Below are 20,590 nucleotides of genomic sequence, written 5' to 3'. Positions count from 1 at the left end.
GCGCGCTCCTCACCGTGCGTCACATCCGGGTGTCCCCGCACGTCACCGGCCTGGTACCGTCCCCGCCAACGGCCGGCCACCCCCGCCCGGTCCGCCGATGCCGTTCCTTCGCTGAGAGGTTGGAGCATGCCGGACGACGCCGCCGCGGCCCGCGCCGCCGCCGAGGAGGAGTCGGTCTTCTCGCACCCCCCGGTCGACCCCGACGTCACCGCCGCCTACGGTGACCACCCCGACCAGGTGATCGACTTCTACGCCCCGCGCTCCGGCACGCGGTCCGCCGCCTCCCCGGCCCCCCTGGTCGTCGTCCTGCACGGCGGCGCCTGGCGCGCCCGCCACGACCGCCGTCACATCACCCCCTTCGCCGACCACCTGGCCCGCAGGGGCTTCGCGGTGGCCAACGTCGAGTACCGGCGCGGTGGCCGGGCCCCGGTCCCCGGACAGGACGACGGGACGCGCGAGCCGCACGCCGATGCCGGGGACCGGCCTCCCGCCGGCCGCTGGCCCGACACCCTCGACGACGTCGCGGCGGCCCTGGACGCCCTCCCCGCCCTGGTCCGCGAGGCGCTCCCGCAGGCGGACGCGGGCCGTACGGTCCTGACCGGCCACTCGGCGGGCGGGCACCTGGCCCTGTGGGCGGCGGCCCGCCACGTCCTCCCCGCGGACGCCCCCTGGCGCACCGACGGGCCGGCGGCGCTGCGCGGTGTGGTCGCGCTCGCGCCGATCGCGGACCTCTCGGTGGCCGAGAAACTCGGCGTCTGCGGGCACGCGTCCCGCCAACTCCTCGGCGGACACGACATCTTCGCGCAGCGCCGGGCCTACGCGGACCCCGTCCTGCTCCTCCCGACGGGCATCGCCACGACGCTGGTCCAGGGCCGGGCGGACCTGGTGGTACCGCCGGCGGTCGCCGAGTCGTACGCCGAGGCCGCGGTGAAGGCGGGGGAGACGCCCGGGCTGACGCTCCTGGCGGACGTGGGCCACTTCCCGCTGATCGACCCGGCGGCGGACGCCTGCGCGGTGGTGGCGGAGGAGATCGCCCAGCTCGCCTGGTGACCCACCCGCTCCCCACTCAGGGGCCGGTCCCGGTCATACCCGTAGTACCTGGGAGCTACGGCGCGGAACAGCTCCCCGGCGGGACGCCGACGCCGGTCCTGATTGTCACCGCGGACCACCCGGGCATCAGGGTCCTGATGCTGACCACCTTCGACCTGGACGAGTACGTGTACGAGGCGCTGCGCGCGGGGGCCTCCGGATTCCTGCTCAAGGACGCCTCCGCCGACCAGCTCGCCGAGGCCGTCCGGGTCGTGGCGGCCGGCGACGCGCTGCTGGCCCCCGGCATCACGCGCCGGCTGATAGCGGAGTTCTCCCGGCTGGACGGCTCCCCCCGGCCCCCGCTCCGGCAACGCGTGGGCGGACTGACCGACCGGGAGACGGAGGTGCTGGCACTGATCGCCCAGGGCCTGTCGAACGCGGAGATCGCCGGGCGGCTGGTCGTGGCCGAACAGACCGTGAAGACACATGTGGGCCGGATCCTGCTGAAACTGGGCCTCAGGGACCGCACCCAGGCAGCGGTCTTCGCCTACGAATCCGGCCTGGTCCGCCCCTCCACCCACTGACCCCACCCCCCGTAGTACTTCCGGCGGACGCCGAACGCCCCTCTCACTGCTGACGACCGCGGTCCCGCCTGCGCCTACCGTTTCGTTCGTGACCGAGACGACGCACACGCAGCCGATGAGGCCGTCCGTGTCCGGCAGGCCCCGCAGTCCGGAGTTCCGGCTGGCCGTGGATGCTCTGCGCGGACTGTGGCAGGACCTGTTCCACGACGCCTTCGCCTACCGTCCGCTGCCCCCCGCGGCCGCGGACGGCCCGCTGACCCGCCATCTGCCGAGCCGGCCGCGGGCGTACGCGGTCTGGACACCGCACGCGCTGGTGGTGGCCGGCGCGCTGGTGGCGCTGATCGTGGGAACGGTGAACACGGGTGTGGGCGGGCCGTCCGTCCTCGGTGGACTGCTCGCCGCGACCCCGGTCCTGCTGACGCTGGTGCGCCCGGTCGGCGCGTTCTGGGTGTCGCTCGTGGCGACCGGCGTGGCCGACGTCCTCGGCAGCAGCAGATGGGGCAGCTGGCCGTGGCTGCCGGGCGGCTTCGTGTCCCATCTGCTGGTGCTCACGATCGTGGCGGCCCGCACCCGCCCGCGCGCGGCGGCCTGGATGTGGGCGCTGACCGGCCTGTACGGCGTGTGGACCGACGGACTCTTCGGCTGGGAGCACGACGGCACCGACGTGGGCCCGATGCTGGTCGTCTCCGCGCTGGCCCTGCTGGTCGTCGCCGTCCGGCAGACCCGCCGGCAGGCCCAGCGTGAGGTGTCCGCGCAGCGGACGGTCACCGCGGTGGAGCGTTCACGGCGCACACTGCTGGAGGAGCGCACGACCATCGCCCGCGAGCTGCACGACGTGGTCGCCCATCACATGTCGGTGGTGGCCATCCAGGCGGAGGCCGCGCCCTACCGGGTGGAGAATCCGCCGCCGGAGCTGGAGAAGGCCTTCGTCACCATCAGGGAGAACGCGGTGGCGGCCCTGACCGAGCTGCGCCGCGTGCTGGGCGTCGTACGCGCGGAGGACTACCAGGCGCCGGACGCCCCCCAGCCCACCCTCGCCGACCTGGACGCGCTGCTCGCCAACGTGCGGGAGGCCGGCCCGGACGTGGGCAGGACGGTGACCGGCGCGGTGCGCGAACTGCCGCAGGGCGTGGAGCTGTCGGCCTACCGGATCGTGCAGGAGGCGCTGAGCAACACGCTGCGGCACGCGCCGGGTGCGGACGCACGGGTCGAGATCGCGTACGTCCTCGGCGGTCTGGGCCTGCGCGTCGTCAACGACCCGCCACCGGCCCCGCACCTGGTCAAGGCCTCGCCCGGCGCCGGGCACGGCATCACGGGCATGCGGGAGCGCGTCGCCATGCTGAACGGCGAGATGACGGCGGGCCCGACGGCCGACGGGGGATACGAGGTGGCGGTGTTCCTGCCGGTGCCGGCCGCCGTCACCGAGGACGAGGCATGACCATTCGCGTACTGGTCGCCGACGATCAGATGATGGTGCGCGAGGGCTTCTCGGTCCTGCTGAACGCGATGCCGGACATCGAGGTCGTGGGCGAGGCCGTCAACGGCCGGGAGGCGGTCGGCCAGGTGCGTCGGCTCGCCCCGGACGTGGTGCTGATGGACATCCGCATGCCGGAGCTGAACGGCATCGAGGCGACCCGCGAGATCGTGGCCGCCGACGCGGCGGCGAAGGTCCTGGTGCTGACCACGTTCGACCTCGACGAGTACGTGTACCAGGCACTGCGGGCGGGGGCCTCCGGCTTCCTGCTGAAGGACGCCTCGGCCCGGCAGCTGGCCGACGGCGTCCGGGTGGTGGCGTCCGGCGAGGCCCTCCTCGCGCCCACGGTCACTCGACGGCTGATCACCGAGTTCTCCCGGCTGTCCGAGGCACCGCGCCTGATGCCGGCGGCGCAGGCGGCGTTCGGGGAGCTGACGGAACGCGAGACGGAGGTGCTGGTCCTGATCGCCCAGGGCCTGTCCAACGCGGAGATCGCCGGGCGCCTGGTCGTGGCGGAGTCGACGATCAAGACCCATGTGAGCCGCGTCCTGGTGAAACTGGGACTGAGGGACCGCACGCAGGCGGCGGTGTTCGCGTACGAGGCGCGGCTGGTGACGCCCGGCTGACGCGGCGGCACCCCGGGCCGGCCGGAGAACGGCACTCTGGCCGGACGCGGCGCCACGCGTTAGCGTCCCCGCATGGCAGACCCCGCCGATCTCGCTTTCGACCCCTGGGACCCGGCGTTCGTCGCGGACCCGTACCCGGCCTACGCGCAGCTGCGGGCGCGCGGCCGGGTGATCCGGTACGAGCCCACCGACCAGTGGCTGGTCCCGCACCACGCGGACGTCTCGGCGCTGCTGCGCGACCGCCGCCTCGGCCGCGCCTACCGCCACCGTTTCTCGCACGAGGAGTTCGGCCGGAGCGCGCCCCCACCGGAGCACGAGCCGTTCCACACCCTCAACGACCACGGGATGCTCGACCTGGAGCCGCCGGACCACACCCGGATCAGGCGTCTGGTGTCGAAGGCGTTCACCCCGCGCACGGTGGAGCGGCTGAAGCCGTACGTGCACCGGCTGGCGGACGACCTGGTCGCCGGGCTCGTCCGGGAGGGCGGCGGCGATCTGCTGACGGACGTGGCGGAACCGCTGCCGGTCGCGGTGATCGCCGAGATGCTGGGTATCCCGGAGGCGGACCGGGCGCAGCTGCGCCCCTGGTCGGCGGCCATCTGCGGGATGTACGAGCTGAACCCGCCGGGGGAGACGGCGGCCCGGGCGGTACGGGCGTCGGTGGAGTTCTCGGACTACCTGCGCGAACTGATCGCGGCCCGCCGCGAGAAGCCGGGAGAGGACCTGGTCTCCGGGCTGATCGCGGCCCACGACGAGGGCGACCGCCTCACCGAGCAGGAGATGATCTCCACCGCCGTCCTGCTGCTCAACGCCGGTCACGAGGCCACGGTCAACGCCACGGTGAACGGCTGGTGGGCCCTGTTCCGCGACCCCGGCCGGCTGGCGGCCCTGCGCGCCGACCACGGTCTGGTCCCGGCCGCGGTCGAGGAGCTGCTGCGCTACGACACCCCGCTCCAGCTGTTCGAGCGCTGGGTGCTGGACGACATCGAGATCGACGGCACCACGATCCCCCGGGGCTCGGAGATCGCCCTGCTCTTCGGCTCCGCCAACCACGACCCGGCCGTCTTCGCCGACCCCGGCCGCCTGGACCTCACCCGCGAGGACAACCCGCACGTCTCCTTCAGCGCCGGCATCCACTACTGCATCGGCGCCCCGCTCGCCCGCATCGAGCTGGCCGCGTCCCTGTCGGCGCTGCTCCGCCAGGCCCCCACGCTGGCCCTGGCCGCGGAACCGGAGCGGAAGCCGGGGTTCGTGATCCGGGGCCTGCGCGGGCTGAGCGTGGAGATCGGCTGACCACCCCCGCGCGACGCGGCACACCGGTGCGGGACGGACCCGGCGCGGGTCAGAGGTCCGTCATCACCGCCGGGCCCCCGGCGAGGGTGCGGCGGGGCAGCACCAGCCCCCACGCCCCCTCCTCCACCCGCCACGTCCGCCGCCGTACCGGTCCCGCCACCGCCGTGTCCGCCCGGTAGCGGAAGTCCGCCCCGGTGACCGTCACCGTGTGGCCGGAGGTCAGCAGCGGGGTCGCCGCCGCGCCCACCGACAGCGGGCGGACCTCCACCTCCGCCATCCCGCGGGAGCGCGGGGTCACCGAGACCGTCTCCACCGGCTGGTCCAGGTCCACGAGCGTCGCTCCGTCGACCTCCACCCGCAGCCGCGTGGGCCCCGGGGAGGGCACCGCGGGCAGCCGGAGCGGACGCGTGGCCAGGGGACGGACCAGGGAGCGGTACCAGGGCCGGCCCAGCAGGACGCGCACCGGCTGGGCGGCGGCCGTCCGCATCGGCGCCGACGGGATGCCCAGCGCCCCCAGCACCACCCCGTCGCTGTCGTCCACCAGCAGGTCCAGCCGCCGCTCCGCGCCGTCCAGCACGGCCCGCGCCGCCGCCACCGTCCCACCGGGCACCCCGAGGGACTCGGCGAGCGCGCTGTCCCCCACCGGCACCACCGACAGCGCACACCCGGCCAGCTCCCGGTGCCGGTGCAGCAGGGCGACGGTGCGCACCAGAGCCCGGCCGTCACCGATCACGACCGGCCGCCGCGATCCCCTTCGGCCCAGTGCGCGGGCGAATTCCTCCGGCCCCTCCGGTAGACACACTTTGGCCGCCGCACCCGCGCTGAGCACGTCTTTCGCGATCCGCACGGACTCTCCGTCCGTCTGCCGTGCCGCCGGATCGATGATCACCAGCAGCTGATCGGACGTCGCGAAAGTCGCCACCTCGGTCCTGCCTCGCTTCCTCGGGTAGCATCTTTGTGCAAGAGCCCCTTGCGCTATTGCGCCAGGGGCTTCGTCTATTCCGGGGCATCCGGTCCGACGGTTGGCGACCAACGGCGGTCGCTGTGGCACGCGGCGGTGAACCTTACGCCCACGCCCCCGACCTTGGACATGCCCCGCCCGGAAGGGGTGTACGCGCGTGCCCGCACTTGTGCTGCTCGGTGCTCAGTGGGGTGACGAAGGCAAGGGAAAGGCGACGGACCTGCTCGGTGGCTCCGTCGACTATGTGGTGCGATACCAGGGTGGCAACAACGCCGGCCACACGGTGGTCGTCGGCGACCAGAAGTACGCACTGCACCTCCTTCCTTCCGGAATCCTGTCGCCCGGCTGTACGCCGGTCATCGGCAACGGTGTCGTCGTCGACCCGTCGGTCCTGCTCTCCGAGCTGAGCGGTCTGAACGAGCGTGGCGTTGACACGTCCAAGCTCCTGATCAGCGGTAACGCGCACGTCATCACGCCGTACAACGTGACGGTCGACAAGGTGACGGAACGCTTCCTCGGCAAGCGCAAGATCGGTACGACCGGCCGCGGTATCGGCCCCACCTACGCCGACAAGATCAACCGCGTGGGCATCCGGGTCCAGGACCTGTACGACGAGTCGATCCTCACCCAGAAGGTGGAGGCGGCCCTCGACGTCAAGAACCAGATCCTCACCAAGCTCTACAACCGGCGGGCCATCGCCGTCGACCAGGTCGTCGAGGAGCTGCTGACGTACGCGGAGAAGCTCGCGCCGTACGTCGCCGACACCGTCCTGGTGCTGAACCAGGCGCTGGAGGACGACAAGGTCGTCCTGTTCGAGGGCGGCCAGGGCACCCTCCTGGACATCGACCACGGCACGTACCCCTTCGTCACCTCCTCCAACCCGACCGCGGGCGGCGCCTGCACCGGCGCCGGCGTGGGCCCGACGAAGATCAGCCGCGTGATCGGCATCCTCAAGGCCTACACGACCCGTGTCGGCGCCGGCCCGTTCCCCACGGAGCTGTTCGACGCGGACGGCGAGGCGCTGCGCCGCATCGGCGGCGAGCGGGGCGTCACCACCGGCCGTGACCGCCGCTGCGGCTGGTTCGACGCGGTCATCGCCCGCTACGCGACCCGCGTCAACGGCCTGACCGACTTCTTCCTCACCAAGCTGGACGTCCTGACCGGCTGGGAGCAGATCCCGGTCTGTGTGGCATACGAGATCGACGGCAAGCGCGTCGAGGAACTCCCTTACTCGCAGACCGACTTCCACCACGCGAAGCCGGTCTACGAGACCCTGCCGGGCTGGTCCGAGGACATCACCGGGGCGAAGTCCTTCTCCGACCTGCCCAAGAACGCCCAGAACTACGTCAAGGCGCTGGAGGAGATGTCCGGCGCCCCGATCTCCGCGATCGGCGTGGGCCCGGGCCGCGACGAGACGATCGAGATCAACTCGTTCCTCTAGACGCCTCGCGGCAGCGCCCGCCGCCGTGCCCCCGGGCACGGCGGCGGGCGCCGCTGTGTGGTCGACGGTGCACAATCGAGGTATGGGCGTCCACCGGAACGCGCGATGCCGGGGCCCGTACGGCGGTGAAGGCCACCAGGCCGGCGGCACGGACTGCGCCGACCCCGCCGTCTTCGAGATCGCCCGCCACAACCGGCCGCCCCTGCGGGTGTGCCCGGTGCACCTCGGTCCTTCGCTGCTGATGGCGAGCGGGGTGCTGTGGCCCCCGGTCATCCATCTCATCGGCCGTGTACCCGGCCTGCGGCCGTGACGGCCCGCGCGGGCGGTGGTGGCGTGCCTCAGCTGAACACGATCATCGAGCCCTGAGCCAGGGAGCGGGTCGCCGCCGCGTGCAGACCCAGCCAGACGTGGCGTTCGCGGGCGAAGGGACTGGGGTCGTAGGGGGCGGGGACGGCCGGTTCCTCCAGTTCCGTCGGGCCGGCCGGCGGGATGGGCGGCGCCGGGGGGTTCGCCGGGTCGATGCCGATGACCGGCGCGACGTGCTGGAGTTCGCGCAGCAGGGTCTGGGAGCTGCCCAGCGGGCCGCCGCCCGCGAGGAGTTCCTCGTTGGACAGCGGGTGCGGGAAGTCCACGGGGACGTACGCGCCCGCGTGGTCGTAGTGCCAGACCAGATGCGACTGCTGCGCCGTCGTCTCGAACATCTCCAGCAACTGCTCGTAGTCACCGCCCAGTCCGTCCACCGGGGTCACCGGCAGGCCGCAGACCTGGAGCAGGTGGGCGCGGCGCAGGAAGTGCAGGGCGTCGTAGTCGAACCCGGCGACCGGGGCGACGTCGCCGGACAGACCCGGCATGTACTGGTACACCGGCACCGGCGGCAGCCCGGCATCGGCCAACGCCTTGTTGTACTGCGCGAGTTCCTCGGCGAAGGGGTTGTCCGGGGTGTGGCACAACACGTCCACGAGCGGTACCAGCCACAGGTCACAGGCCAAAAGAGGCTCCTCGCATCGGCAGCGCGGGGTCACGCACGACAGCAGGTGGTCAGGGCAGGGTAGTGCGTCCGGTCCCGCGGCGGTTCCCCGCAGGGGCCGTAGCGGTCACCTACCCGTTGGTCAGGCGTTCCAGCAGTGCCAGCGCGTGGGCGTTGGAGGCGGCCACGATCGCGCGGGCGGCCTGGGCCTCGCGGCGGGCCAGGGCGTCGACCAGCTCGGTGTGCCCGGCCCAGAGCCGGCCGCGCAGGTCGGGCAGGCGGAGCAGGTGCTGCACCGCGCAGACCCAGGACTGCACCCGCAGGCGGTGCAGGAAGTCACCGAGGTAGGCGTTGCCGAACAGGGCGCTCAGCTCGCGCCAGAACCGCAGGTCGTAGCCGACCAGGACCGTGAGGTCCCCGGCCGCCGCGGCCCGCTGGGCCTCCTCGCCGCGGCGGCGCACGGTGGCCAGGGCGGCGGCCGTGCGCGGGTCGTCCGGCGGGGTGCGGAAGGCGGGGTGGTCCGCGACGAGGGCCTGGAACATGCCGTCGGTGACCAGGCTGCGGGCCTCGATCATGTGCCGGTGGTCGGCGAGCGAGTACTCGGGCACGCGGAAACCGCGGTGCTGGTCGGCCTCAAGGATGCCCTGCGCGGACAGGTCGACCAGCGCCTCGCGGACGGGGGTGGCGGAGACGCCGTACTGATCGGCGATCTCCTTGACGGTGAACGCCCGGCCCGGGCGCAGCCGCCCCGCCAGCACCTCGTCCCGGAGCGCGTCCGCGATCTGCTGGCGCAGGGTGCTGCGCGTCACGGCGCCGGTACCGGGCATGGTCCGTGCCTCTCCTCACACGTCCGGGGTGACGTACTCGTACACAGGCGCGAGCAAACGCGCGTATGCATCACTTACGAGCACGTCACCTTACGCGTTCGGACCGGCCCGGCGGCAGCCTCGGTTCCGGCGCCGCGGCGTCACACGGTGTACTCGTCGGCCACGGTCAGCGCGGCGTCGAGCGCGGCCAGGCCCTCCTTCAGCTCGGCCTCGGTCACGGTGCAGGGCGGCACGACGTGTGTGCGGTTCATGTTCACGAACGGCCACAGACCGTGCCGCTTGGCGGCCGCCGCGAACGCGGCCATCGGGGCGTTGGCCTCGCCGGCCGCGTTGTACGGCACCAGCGGTTCGCGGGTCTCGCGGTCCCGCACCAGCTCCAGCGCCCAGAACATGCCGACGCCGCGCACCTCGCCGACGCTCGGGTGCCGGTCCGCCAGCGCGGCGAGGGCGGGGCCGACGACCGTCTCGCCGAGGCGCCGGGCGTTGTCGACCACGCCGTCCCGCGCCATCACGCCGATCGTGGCGACGGCGGCGGCACAGGCCAGCGGGTGACCGGAGTAGGTGAGGCCGCCGGGGTAGGGGCGCTTGCCGAAGGTCTCGGCGATCCGCGGCGAGATGGCCACACCGCCGAGCGGGACGTAACCGGAGTTCACCCCCTTGGCGAAGGTCATCAGGTCGGGTACGACACCGGCCAGGTCGGCGCCGAACCACTCCCCGGTCCGGCCAAACCCGGACATGACCTCGTCCAGGACGAAGACGATCCCGTACGTGTCGCACAGCTCGCGGACGCCGGCCAGGTAGCCGGGCGGCGGGACCATGATCCCGGCGGTGCCGGGGACGCTCTCCAGGACGATCGCGGCGATGGTGGCGGGCCCCTCGAAGGCGATCGTCGTCTCCAGGTGCTCCAGCGCCCGCGCGCACTCCTGCTCCTCGGTCTCCGCGTAGAAGCGGGAGCGGTAGAGGAAGGGCGCCCAGAAGTGGACGACGCCGGCGCTGCCGCTGTCGGAGGCCCAGCGGCGCGGGTCACCGGTGAGGTTGACGGCCTGCTGGGTGCCGCCGTGGTACGAGCGGTAGGCGGAGAGCACCTTCGGGCGGCCCGTGTGCAGCCGGGCCATGCGCACCGCGTGCTCGACGGCGTCCGCGCCACCGTTGGTGAAGAAGATCTTGTCCAGATCACCGGGGGTCCGCTCGGCGATCAGCCGGGCCGCCTCCGAGCGGGCCTCGACGGCGAACGCGGGCGCGAAGGTCGTCATCCTCGCGGCCTGCTCCTGGATCGCCGCGACGACCTCGGGGTGCTGGTAGCCGATGTTGGTGAAGACGAGTCCGCTGGTGAAGTCCAGGTAGCGCGTGCCGTCGTAGTCCCAGAAGTACGACCCCTCGGCGCCGGCGACGGCGAGCGGGTCGATGAGGTCCTGGGCGGACCAGGAGTGGAAGACGTGCGCGCGGTCCGCGGCCTTCACTGCGGCGCCGGCGTCGGGGCGGGGCTGAGGGGTCATGCGGCCGAGGGTAGATGTCCGCGATGCGGAAGAGGTATCGGCGTCCTGTTCCGTGGACAAGGGCAATTCGCGACAGGTTGTCGACAGGCCGTCGGCGCGCCGGGCCGGTGGCGGGGCCGCGGACGGCCCGGGCGGGCCTGTTACGCAACCGTAGACAGCGGCCCGCGCCCGCCGCCGCGCGCCCCGCACTATTCTCGGTCCGTTGCGACCTATGGGGGGAAGGGCGGCACGGCGATGGAGAAGCTGGGACCGGGGGACCCCCAGGGGATCGGGTCCTACCGGCTGCTGGCGCGGCTCGGCGCGGGCGGCATGGGGCACGTGTACCTGGCCCGGTCGGAACGCGGACGTACCGTCGCCGTGAAACTCGTCCGTGCGGCACTGGCCGAGCAGGAGGAGTTCCGGGCGCGGTTCCGGCAGGAGGTGCGGGCCGCGCGGCGGGTCGGCGGGTACTGGACCGCGCCGGTGCTGGACGCGGACACCGAGGCGCCCGTGCCGTGGGTCGCGACCGGGTACGTGGCCGGGCCGAGCCTCCAGCAGGTCGTCGGGCACGACCACGGGGCGCTGCCCGAACGGTCGGTGCGGATCCTGGCGGCGGGGCTCGCGCACGCGCTGAAGGACATCCACGCGGCGGGGATCGTGCACCGGGACCTGAAGCCGTCCAACGTGCTCGTGACCATCGACGGACCACGCGTGATCGACTTCGGTATCGCGCGGGCCCTGGAGACGGCCACAGCCGCGGGGGAGGGACTCACCCGGACCGGGTCGCTCGTCGGATCGCCCGGGTTCATGGCGCCCGAGCAGGTGCGCGGGGACCGGATCACGCCGGCGTGCGACGTGTTCTGCCTCGGCTCCGTGCTGGCCTACGCGGCGACCGGGAGGCCGCCCTTCGGAAGCGCCGACAGCGGGGTGCACGCGCTGATGTTCCGCATCGCCCAGGAGGAGCCGGACCTGACGGGGGTGCCGGAGGGGATCGCCGACCTGGTCCGGGACTGCCTGCGCAAGGAACCGGGGGCCCGGCCCTCGCTCGACGCGATCCTGGAGCGGACCGGGGCGCAGGACACGGTGGCCGACGGCCGGGCCAGGGACCCCTGGCTGCCCGGTTCGCTGGTCGCGCAGCTGGGCCGGCACGCCGTGCGGCTGCTGGAGGTGGAGAGCCCGGAAGGCGGCCCGGGACGGCCGCCGTCCGGCACGGGTGCGGGTGCCGCGGGTGCGGACGCGATGGGAACGGAGGCGGCGGCGGAGGGCTTCCCGCTCGCACCTCCCGTGCGCGCGGCGGGCATGTCCGGCGCCGCGACGGGGGCGTCCGACGGGAGTGCCGGCGGGGGCCGGGCGCCCTCCGTGGGTGCCGGTGCGTCGCCCGAGCACGCCGCCGTGTCCGACGGGGTGCCCGCTCCGCTCGGCGGGCCGGTACCCGGCGGGGGCGCCGGGCATCTGCCCACCGCCGTTCCCGCCCGGACGCCGCTCGGCACGCCGCCGGCGCCGCCCGGGTTCGCAGCCGCAGCCGGGCCCGGGTCCGGAACCGCACCCGGCGCGTACGGGCCAGCGCACCCCCAGCAGCACGCACAGCAGTACCCGCAGCAGCATCCGCAGCAGCACCCCGGACCCGCCGCCTACGGGTATCCGCGGCAGCCCGGCGCCGGGGCCTGGGGCGGGGGGCCGCAGCCGTACAACCCGTACGCCGACGGGCTCGGCCGCACCCCGCCGTACGGGCCGACGACCCTCGGGGTGCCGGGGGAGGAGGAGCGGCGCAACGGGCGGTCCACCGCGCTGCTCGTCGTGGTCGCCCTGGTCGTCGCGCTGGGCGCGGGCGGCACGGTGTACGCGCTGATGAAGAACGGCAGCGGCGTCGACGACAAGGGCGGCGGCGCGGTCAGCCCCGTCCCCACCCTCACCTCCGCGCCCCCGGCCGCCTCCGGGAGGCCCACACCGGCCACCTCATCGCCGTCCGCCTCCGCGGCGGGCGCGGTCCCGGACGCCTACCTGGGTTCCTGGCGGACCACCATCGACAACGCCGACGGCTCCCACACCCGCGAACTCACCCTGCGGCAGGGTGGGGTGGGCGACACCGTGCTGACGCTGGTCGCGGACGGGCCCACCGAGGGCGGTGGGACGTACCACTGCGTCTTCGAGGGCACGCTCGCCGCCGAGCCCGGTACCGGCGGGCCGCTGGAGATCGGGCCCTCCACCGTCACCAGCGGTGCGCCCGCCTCCTCCTGCTCGCCCGGCGAGGCCACCGAGGTCACCCTGCTGCCGGACGGCCGCCTGAAGCGGTCCAAGGCGAACGGCGGGGAAAGCCTGACGTACCGCAAGGAGTGACGGGCAGAGCGGGGTGCCTAGCGCGGCTCGGGCGGGCGCTGCCTGGGCATGTTGGGCCGGCTCCCGTTCGCCGGCGGCAGGGGGAAACGGCTGCCGGGCCCCCCGGTCTCCTGCCGCGGCACCGGCGTCACCGCCGTCTGGATCCCCAGCGGCACCGAACCCGTCCGGAACTCCACCATCCAGTCGGTCGTCTCCGTGCGCATCAGCTCGGTGACGTCCTCGGAGAACCGCCGCAGCACCGACAGGCACCGCTCGGCCGCCTCGCTCGCCGTCCCCTCCGCCGGCCCGAGCACCTCCCGCACGCACTCCGACGCCCAGTCGAACTGGAGCACCTGGAGCCGCCGCTGCACCGCCTGCGCGGTCGCCACGTCTCTCATCCAGCCGGAGGTGACCCCGAAGAACCGGTCGGCGCCCGCGCAGGACGCGGCGAGCAGCAGGGCCAGACAGCCCCAGGGGGCGATCCCGCCGGCCACCCCGGTGAGGTCCAGCAGGGGCAGCGCCGCCCCCACCACGGTTCCGGCCGCCGTGCCCGCCCGCAGCACCCGCGCCCCCAGCCGCTTGCGGACCCGGTCCCGCAGATACCACGCGGACGTCTCCAGCGCCCGGCCCTCCACCCACCGGTACAGCTCGTCCAGCCGTTCGGCGGGTTCCGCCCAGTCGCCGAGCGGGAAGGCCCGCCCGGCCAGGTCGCCCGGCCGCAGCCCGGCCGCGCCCTCGCCCCGCCCGTCCTGAGGCGGACCCTCGGGCTGCATCTCCGGCTGACCCACCCGGCACTCCCTACTGATCACGACCGGTCACATCGCGTGACATGCCCTGCCGACGCGCGGCCCCCTTCCTACCGCCCAATGGGTGGCGGGGAGGGGCCTTCCCCGGCTTTTCCGCCCGGAAGTGCGTCTTGATCAGGTGGAGGAGTCCCGTAGTTCTCACTCGAAAGAGTGGCGGGGCGAGGGCCGCGTGGACCACGTAGGCTCAGTGACGACGGAGAAGAAGAGACGTCGAGAAGGACGTCGGAGAAGACGGCGAGGAGCTGATCGTGATCCCCGGTGGCCAGCCCAACATGCAGCAGTTGCTCCAGCAGGCCCAGAAGATGCAGCAGGACCTCCAGCAGGCGCAGGAGGAACTGGCGAACACGGAGGTCGACGGGCAGGCCGGTGGCGGTCTGGTGCGGGCCACCGTGACCGGTTCCGGGGAGCTGCGCGCGCTGCGGATCGACCCGAAGGCGGTGGACCCGGAGGACACCGAGACCCTCGCCGACCTGGTCGTGGCGGCCGTGCAGGCGGCCAACGAGAACGCGCAGGCGCTCCAGCAGCAGAAGCTCGGCCCGCTGGCGCAGGGGCTGGGCGGCGGCAGCGGCATCCCCGGACTGCCGTTCTGACCCCGCCGCCTTCCACGCGAAGGCGGGTGCCGACTACCGTACGTACCGAAAGGTCTCCAGGAAAGGCAGTCCGTTGTACGAAGGCGTGGTCCAGGACCTCATCGACGAACTGGGGCGGCTGCCCGGCGTCGGTCCCAAGAGCGCGCAGCGGATCGCCTTCCACATCCTCCAGGCCGAGCCGGCCGACGTGAAACGGCTCGCGCAGACGCTCCTGGAGGTGAAGGCGAAGGTCCGCTTCTGCGCGACGTGCGGCAACGTGGCGCAGGAGGAGCTGTGCAACATCTGCCGTGACGCCCGCCGCGACCGCACCGTCATCTGCGTGGTGGAGGAGCCGAAGGACGTCGTCGCGATCGAGCGCACCCGCGAGTTCCGGGGCCGCTACCACGTGCTCGGGGGCGCCATCAGCCCGATCGAGGGTGTCGGTCCCGACGACCTGCGTATCCGGGAACTTCTCGCGCGGTTGGCCGACGGGACGGTCACGGAGCTGATCCTGGCCACGGACCCCAACCTGGAGGGCGAGGCCACGGCGACGTATCTTGCCCGCATGATCAAGCCCATGGGCCTGAAGGTCACCCGCCTGGCCAGCGGCCTCCCGGTGGGTGGCGACCTGGAATACGCGGACGAGGTGACCCTCGGCCGCGCCTTCGAGGGGAGACGACTCCTAGATGTCTGACGCCACACTGCACGCCTCGGCGCAGAACCCGGACGACTTCGTGGTCCAGATCGCGGACCAGGTCGAGAGCTTCCTCGTGGCTGTCACGGAGGTGGCGAAGGGCGACGAACCCGGCTCGACGGTGCCCTTCCTCCTCCTTGAGGTCTCCCAGCTCCTCCTGGCCGGCGGCCGGCTGGGCGCCCACGAGGACATCGTCCCCGACGACCGCTACGAGCCCGACCCGGGCCCCGAACCGGACGTGGACGGCATCCGCGAGAACTTCGCCCGCCTCCTGGACCCCGTCGACGTCTACTCCGAGGTCTTCGACCCGTACGAGCCCCGCAAGGCGCCGGTGCCCGGCCGGATCTCCGACGACCTCGCCGACATCATCACCGACCTGCGGCACGGGATGGTCCACTACCGCGCGGGCCGCACCACCGAGGCGCTGTGGTGGTGGCAGTTCTCGTACTTCTCCAACTGGGGACCGATGGCCTCCGCGGTGCTGCGCGCCCTCCAGTCCGTCCTGATCCACGTCCGCCTGAACCAGCCCCTGGAGGAGCTGGACGGCCTCGACACCGACCAGGCGAACCTCGGCGACGAGACCCTGGAGTTCGAGGCGGGCCGGGTGATGGCCCAGGAGATCGGCGACCCGCTGGGCATCCGGCCGGCGACGTAACCCGTCCGGCGCGGTTGTGAGCCGGGGCACGTTCCGAGTGCCGGGCGGCACGCCGGGCAGGCTGCGGTAGCGGGCGCCCGGCGTCTCACCATGCGGGAGAGCGGTGGTGGGATACGGACGCTCGTTAAACTGAGCCGACACAAACGAACCGAGCGAGGAGCGCACGTGGGCCTTGTCGTGCAGAAGTACGGAGGCTCCTCCGTAGCCGATGCCGAGGGCATCAAGCGCGTCGCCAAGCGGATCGTGGAAGCGAAGAAGAACGGCAACCAGGTTGTCGTCGTCGTTTCCGCGATGGGCGACACGACGGACGAGCTGATCGATCTCGCCGAGCAGGTGTCTCCGATGCCTGCCGGCCGGGAGTTCGACATGCTGCTGACCGCCGGAGAGCGGATCTCCATGGCCCTGCTGGCGATGGCGATCAAAAACCTGGGCCACGAGGCGCAGTCCTTCACCGGCAGCCAGGCGGGCGTCATCACCGACTCGGTCCACAACAAGGCCCGGATCATCGACGTCACGCCGGGCCGGATCCGCACCGCGCTGGACGAGGGCAACATCGCGATCGTCGCCGGCTTCCAGGGCGTGAGCCAGGACAAGAAGGACATCACCACGCTCGGCCGCGGCGGGTCCGACACGACGGCCGTGGCGCTCGCCGCCGCACTCGACGCCGAGGTCTGCGAGATCTACACCGACGTCGACGGCGTGTTCACCGCCGACCCGCGCGTGGTGAAGAAGGCGAAGAAGATCGACTGGATCTCCTTCGAGGACATGCTGGAGCTCGCGGCCTCCGGCTCCAAGGTGCTGCTCCACCGCTGTGTGGAGTACGCCCGCCGCTACAACATCCCGATCCACGTCCGGTCCAGCTTCAGCGGACTCCAGGGCACGTGGGTCAGCAGTGAGCCGATTGGGGACAAGCAGGTGGAGCAGGCCATCATCTCCGGTGTCGCGCACGACACCTCCGAGGCCAAGATCACGGTCGTCGGTGTGCCGGACAAGCCGGGTGAGGCCGCCGCCATCTTCCGGACCATCGCCGACGCCGCCATCAACCTCGACATGGTCGTGCAGAACGTGTCCGCCGCCTCCACGGGCCTGACGGACATCTCCTTCACGCTGCCCAAGACAGAGGGCCGCAAGGCCATCGACGCGCTGGAGCGCAACCGCGCCGGCATCGGCTTCGACTCGCTGCGCTACGACGACCAGATCGGCAAGATCTCCCTGGTCGGCGCCGGCATGAAGACCAACCCGGGCGTCACCGCCTCCTTCTTCGAGGCACTGAGCAACGCCGGCGTGAACATCGAGCTGATCTCGACCTCCGAGATCCGCATCTCGGTCGTCACCCGCGCCGACGACGTGGCGGAGGCCGTCCGCGCCGTGCACACCGCCTTCGGGCTCGACTCCGACACCGACGAGGCCGTCGTCTACGGAGGCACGGGCCGCTGATGGCGCCGACCGGCAGGCCGACGCTCGCGGTCGTGGGAGCGACCGGGGTCGTCGGCACGGTCATGCTCCAGATCCTGTCCCAACGGGCGGACATCTGGGGTGAGATCCGGCTGATCGCCTCCCCGCGCTCGGCCGGCCGCAAGCTGGCCGTGCGCGGGGCGGAGACCGAGGTGGTGGCCCTGTCGGAGGACGCCTTCGACGGAGTCGACATCGCGCTGTTCGACGTCCCCGACGAGGTCGCCGCCGTGTGGGCACCGGTCGCCGCCGCGCGCGGTGCGGTCGTCGTCGACAACTCCGGCGCCTTCCGGATGGACCCGCACGTGCCCCTGGCCGTGCCGGAGGTCAATCCGCACACCGTGCGGTCCCGCCCGCGCGGGATCGTCGCCAACCCCAGCTGCACGACCCTGACGATGATCGTCGCCCTGGGCGCGCTGCACGCCGAGTTCGGGCTGCGCGAGCTGGTGGTGTCGTCGTACCAGGCGGTGAGCGGGGCCGGGCGGGCCGGGGTGGAGACGCTCCGCGCCCAGCTGTCCCTGGTGGCCGGCACCGAACTGGGCACCAAGCCCGGGGACGTACGGCGGGCCGTCGGGGACGGCACCGGGCCGTTCCCGGAGCCGGTCGCGCTCAACGTCGTCCCGTGGGCCGGATCGCTGCGGGAGGACGGCTGGTCGTCGGAGGAGATGGAGATCCGCGACGAGTCCCGCAAGGTCCTCGGGCTGCCGCGGCTGCCGGTCGCCGTGACCTGTGTGCGGGTACCGGTGATCACCACGCACTCGCTGACCGTCCACGCCCGCTTCCAGCGCGAGGTCGGCGTCGACGGCGCCCGCGAGATCCTCGCCACCGCGCCCGGCGTCGTGCTCTGCGACGACCCGGAGGCCGGCGAGTTCCCCACCCCCGCCGACGTGGTGGGCACGGATCCGACCTGGGTCGGCCGGGTACGGCGGGCCCTGGACGACCCGGCCGCGCTCGAACTCTTCGTGTGCGGCGACAACCTGCGCAAGGGCGCCGCGCTGAACGCCGTGCAGATCGCGGAGCTGATCGCGGCGGAGCCGCCCGGCCCCCGTTAGCCCCGCTGCGTAGGATCTGCGTGCGAAGGGTGGCCGGGAGCCTGGTCTTGACCACTTGAACCGGTCCCGCCCCGCGGCAGAGGATTTGCCTCCCCGCTCCCCGCAACCGTACGGAGGGCGGGGAGCGTCTTTGCGGTCACCCTTGCGGGACCTGGGGGCGGGATGATCCTGGCGTGGGGACGCCGTGATCAGGGCGTGGGGGCGCCCGTTCAAATGGGACATGAGGGAAGAGCGGGACGCATGACGGCACTTGAGGCACCGTCGGTTGTCGCACATGTGACGCCCGGCACGTACAACCTCCGAGGGGGGGAACGTGTCCAACCGGCGTGGCAGAGGTACTCGAACTCAGTGTGGCCCGCACCGGCACGGCCCTGCGGCCGCCCCGTGCGGCGCTCAGGCCCCGCACGCCCGGCGGCATGCCGGTGATCGCGCCCATGCCCGCAGCGCGGCCGGCCCGCATACCCAGTCAGCGTGACGGCGCCGAGGAGGCCGGGACCACCCCGGCGACCGCGGCCGCCGGCACGACCGTCGATCACCTCACCGAGACCTACCGGGCGCACTACCGCTCCCTGCTCGGCCTCGCCGCCCTCCTCCTCGACGACACCGCCTCCTGCGAGGACGTCGTCCAGGAGGCCTTCATCCGCGTCCACTCCGCGCGCAAACGCGTCCGCGACCCCGAGAAGACCCTGGCCTACCTGCGCCAGACGGTCGTCAACCTCTCCCGGTCCACGCTGCGCCGGCGCATCCTCGGCCTGAAGCTGCTCTCCAAGCCCATGCCCGACATGGCGAGCGCGGAAGAGGGCGCCTACGACCAGCTGGAGCGCCGGGACCTCATCAAGGCGATGAAGGGTCTCCAGCGCCGCCAGCGCGAGGTGCTCGTGCTGCGCTACTTCGCGGACATGACCGAGGCGCAGACCGCCGAGACCCTCGGCATATCCCTGGGCTCGGTCAAGGCCTACGGCTCTCGGGGCATCGCCGCGCTGCGGGTGGCCATGGAGGCATCGGCATGAACGACCGCGCCGAAGAGGGCGAACCGCATGACGGCCACTCCCATGAACGCCACTCCCATGAACGTCACGAGCCCTACGCCTGGCACGAGCCGACACAATGGCACGGGCAACAGCACACGCCAACGCACGCTGGGAACGCAACTGTGAACCACGGCCCCGACGACAAGGGCCCCCAGGGGTCCGGCCCCCGTCCCGACGGGTCCGACAGGCCCGGTGACGGGCCCGACGGGCTCGACGGACCGGACACGCCGGGCTCCGAGGAACTGGCCCTGCGCCGGCTGCTGCACTCGGCGGTCGACGACATCGAACCGAGCACCGGCACCCTGGACCATCTGCGCCGGGCCGTGCCCGCGCGGCGTGCCCGCAAGCGGCAGGCCGTGGTCGGCGTGGCCGCGGCGGCCCTCTTCATCGGCACCGCGATCCCCGCCCTGGTCCACGTCTCGTACGCCGGCGGCTCCGACCCCAACACCGCCATGGCCGGCCAGTCCTCCCAGGCCCAGGGCGGCACCGGCCAGAGCAGGGACAAGGGCGGCGACAAGGGCGGCAAGAAGGACGCCGAAGGCGCGCCGGCCAAGCCCGGCAAGACGCAGCGCAAGCACGACGAGAAGGACAAGGGCGGCCACACCGGCGGCGGTTCGACCGGCGGCGGCGTCAACCCCCCGGCCACCGTCGCCCCGGGCGTCGCGCTGTGTACGGCGGCCCAGCTGGGCTCCGCCACCGGCACCGCCGACGCACCCGACACCGCGGGGGTCGTCTACGGCGTCTTCCGCGTCACCAACGTCTCCGGCACCGCCTGCACCCTCGGCGGCCCGGGCACCGTCACGCCCATGGCACAGGGCGCCGCCGACCCGGCCAAGATCATCTCCGCCCGGCACGTGGCCGGGGACGCGGCGGCGGCCCTGCCCGACCCGTCCCAGGAGGTCTCCGGGCTGATCCTCCAGCCAGGCTCGGCGTACGAGGAGAAGTTCGCCTTCGTGCCCTCGGAGACCTGTCCCACCCCCGGCGGCGGCAGCACCGGCGGCACCGAGACGGGCGAGCCCACGCCGGATCCGACACCGACCCAGGAAACCGACGCCGCGGGCGGGACGACCGACCCCGGCGCCTCCGTGGGCACCACCCCCCAGCTCGTCAGGGAGGACGGCACGGCCGACGGCAGCATCCTGCTGACCCACACGGCGGCACCGGGCTCCCCGACGGCCACGGCGACGGTGTCCGGGGCGTGCGCCGGGACGGTCTACTACACCGGGGTGCTGCCGGGGGCGTGACGCGCGGCGGGCTGGGGTGCCCACGGCGGCACCCCGCCCACGGGCGGGGGTGTACCCGCCGCGCCGGGCATCCGCTCCCGCCGGGCATCCGCAC

The 20,590-nt window shown here is 73.1% G+C and carries 19 protein-coding genes and 1 pseudogene; 15 read left to right on the top strand and 5 right to left on the bottom strand.

Annotated features, from left to right (window positions below):
- The first annotated feature begins 126 nt into the window (after positions 1–126).
- The 5 genes and pseudogenes from ACGFT1_RS09280 to ACGFT1_RS09260 all read left to right on the top strand — a co-directional run bounded on the left by ACGFT1_RS09280 (position 127) and on the right by ACGFT1_RS09260 (position 5,006).
- Positions 127–1,050, top strand: coding sequence for an alpha/beta hydrolase family protein (locus ACGFT1_RS09280; RefSeq protein WP_373908415.1), 924 nt, complete (start codon positions 127–129; stop codon positions 1,048–1,050).
- A gap of 116 nt (positions 1,051–1,166) precedes the next feature.
- Positions 1,167–1,613, top strand: a pseudogene (locus ACGFT1_RS09275) (LuxR C-terminal-related transcriptional regulator); the annotation flags it as partial.
- Positions 1,614–1,701: 88 nt separating this feature from the next.
- The gene (locus ACGFT1_RS09270) at positions 1,702–3,051 is read left to right on the top strand and encodes a sensor histidine kinase (protein ID WP_373908414.1); all 1,350 of its coding nucleotides are present in this window, start codon (positions 1,702–1,704) and stop codon (positions 3,049–3,051) included.
- Positions 3,048–3,713 carry a response regulator gene (locus tag ACGFT1_RS09265; RefSeq protein ID WP_373908413.1) on the top strand — a complete coding sequence of 222 codons (666 nt, stop codon included), beginning with the start codon at positions 3,048–3,050 and terminating at the stop codon, positions 3,711–3,713. The genes ACGFT1_RS09270 and ACGFT1_RS09265 overlap by 4 nt, the downstream gene beginning before the upstream one ends.
- A gap of 72 nt (positions 3,714–3,785) precedes the next feature.
- Positions 3,786–5,006 (top strand): cytochrome P450, encoded by a 1,221-nt coding sequence (locus tag ACGFT1_RS09260; protein WP_373908412.1) that lies wholly within the window; start codon positions 3,786–3,788, stop codon positions 5,004–5,006.
- Positions 5,007–5,055: 49 nt separating this feature from the next.
- Here the strand turns inward: ACGFT1_RS09260 and ACGFT1_RS09255 are convergent, their stop codons facing one another.
- Entirely contained in the window at positions 5,056–5,928 is an 873-nt protein-coding gene (locus ACGFT1_RS09255) for a diacylglycerol kinase (protein ID WP_373908411.1), read from the bottom strand.
- Positions 5,929–6,124: 196 nt separating this feature from the next.
- On the opposite strand from ACGFT1_RS09255, the gene ACGFT1_RS09250 reads away from it, so the two are divergent.
- Positions 6,125–7,408: an adenylosuccinate synthase gene (locus ACGFT1_RS09250; protein ID WP_373908410.1), complete on the top strand. Its 1,284-nt coding sequence runs from the start codon at positions 6,125–6,127 to the stop codon at positions 7,406–7,408.
- A gap of 82 nt (positions 7,409–7,490) precedes the next feature.
- Positions 7,491–7,718: a hypothetical protein gene (locus ACGFT1_RS09245; RefSeq protein ID WP_373908409.1), complete on the top strand. Its 228-nt coding sequence runs from the start codon at positions 7,491–7,493 to the stop codon at positions 7,716–7,718.
- 28 nt (positions 7,719–7,746) lie between these two features.
- On the opposite strand, the gene ACGFT1_RS09240 is transcribed toward ACGFT1_RS09245, so the two are convergent.
- The 3 genes from ACGFT1_RS09240 to ACGFT1_RS09230 form a co-directional block, all read right to left on the bottom strand.
- Entirely contained in the window at positions 7,747–8,397 is a 651-nt protein-coding gene (locus ACGFT1_RS09240; RefSeq protein ID WP_373908408.1) for a hypothetical protein, read from the bottom strand.
- 109 nt (positions 8,398–8,506) lie between these two features.
- On the bottom strand, positions 8,507–9,202 hold the full coding sequence (locus ACGFT1_RS09235; protein WP_356821525.1) for a GntR family transcriptional regulator: 696 nt from the start codon (positions 9,200–9,202) through the stop codon (positions 8,507–8,509).
- 140 nt (positions 9,203–9,342) lie between these two features.
- The gene (locus tag ACGFT1_RS09230) at positions 9,343–10,698 is read right to left on the bottom strand and encodes an aspartate aminotransferase family protein (protein WP_373908407.1); all 1,356 of its coding nucleotides are present in this window, start codon (positions 10,696–10,698) and stop codon (positions 9,343–9,345) included.
- 234 nt (positions 10,699–10,932) lie between these two features.
- Between ACGFT1_RS09230 and ACGFT1_RS09225 the strand changes: the two genes are divergently transcribed.
- Positions 10,933–13,014 (top strand): serine/threonine-protein kinase, encoded by a 2,082-nt coding sequence (locus ACGFT1_RS09225; protein WP_373908406.1) that lies wholly within the window; start codon positions 10,933–10,935, stop codon positions 13,012–13,014.
- A gap of 17 nt (positions 13,015–13,031) precedes the next feature.
- Here ACGFT1_RS09225 and ACGFT1_RS09220 read toward each other — a convergent pair whose 3' ends face one another.
- On the bottom strand, positions 13,032–13,781 hold the full coding sequence (locus ACGFT1_RS09220) for an SLATT domain-containing protein (protein ID WP_373908405.1): 750 nt from the start codon (positions 13,779–13,781) through the stop codon (positions 13,032–13,034).
- 266 nt (positions 13,782–14,047) lie between these two features.
- On the opposite strand from ACGFT1_RS09220, the gene ACGFT1_RS09215 reads away from it, so the two are divergent.
- The 7 genes from ACGFT1_RS09215 to ACGFT1_RS09185 all read left to right on the top strand — a co-directional run bounded on the left by ACGFT1_RS09215 (position 14,048) and on the right by ACGFT1_RS09185 (position 20,496).
- Complete coding sequence (locus tag ACGFT1_RS09215) at positions 14,048–14,389, top strand: YbaB/EbfC family nucleoid-associated protein (protein WP_373908404.1); 342 nt, start codon at positions 14,048–14,050, stop codon at positions 14,387–14,389.
- 73 nt (positions 14,390–14,462) lie between these two features.
- Complete coding sequence (gene recR / locus ACGFT1_RS09210) at positions 14,463–15,062, top strand: recombination mediator RecR (RefSeq protein ID WP_356821517.1); 600 nt, start codon at positions 14,463–14,465, stop codon at positions 15,060–15,062.
- The gene (locus ACGFT1_RS09205) at positions 15,055–15,717 is read left to right on the top strand and encodes a DUF5063 domain-containing protein (RefSeq protein WP_373908403.1); all 663 of its coding nucleotides are present in this window, start codon (positions 15,055–15,057) and stop codon (positions 15,715–15,717) included. Before recR ends, ACGFT1_RS09205 begins: the two co-directional genes overlap by 8 nt.
- A 165-nt stretch (positions 15,718–15,882) precedes the next feature.
- Positions 15,883–17,154 (top strand): aspartate kinase, encoded by a 1,272-nt coding sequence (locus tag ACGFT1_RS09200; protein ID WP_373908402.1) that lies wholly within the window; start codon positions 15,883–15,885, stop codon positions 17,152–17,154.
- A complete protein-coding gene (locus ACGFT1_RS09195; protein ID WP_373908401.1) occupies positions 17,154–18,221 on the top strand; it encodes an aspartate-semialdehyde dehydrogenase in 1,068 nt (355 codons plus the stop codon). Before ACGFT1_RS09200 ends, ACGFT1_RS09195 begins: the two co-directional genes overlap by 1 nt.
- 326 nt (positions 18,222–18,547) lie before the next feature.
- Positions 18,548–19,231 (top strand): SigE family RNA polymerase sigma factor, encoded by a 684-nt coding sequence (locus ACGFT1_RS09190; protein WP_373908400.1) that lies wholly within the window; start codon positions 18,548–18,550, stop codon positions 19,229–19,231.
- Between the two features lie 143 nt (positions 19,232–19,374).
- A complete protein-coding gene (locus ACGFT1_RS09185) occupies positions 19,375–20,496 on the top strand; it encodes a hypothetical protein (RefSeq protein WP_373908399.1) in 1,122 nt (373 codons plus the stop codon).
- Positions 20,497–20,590: the final 94 nt, after the last annotated feature.

Source organism: Streptomyces sp. Y20 (assembly GCF_043195475.1).
In the GTDB taxonomy this organism is placed as follows: Bacteria; Actinomycetota; Actinomycetes; order Streptomycetales; family Streptomycetaceae; genus Streptomyces.
The sequence above is the reverse complement of the archived record's forward strand: the minus strand, read 5'-3'. Positions and strand labels throughout refer to the sequence as shown.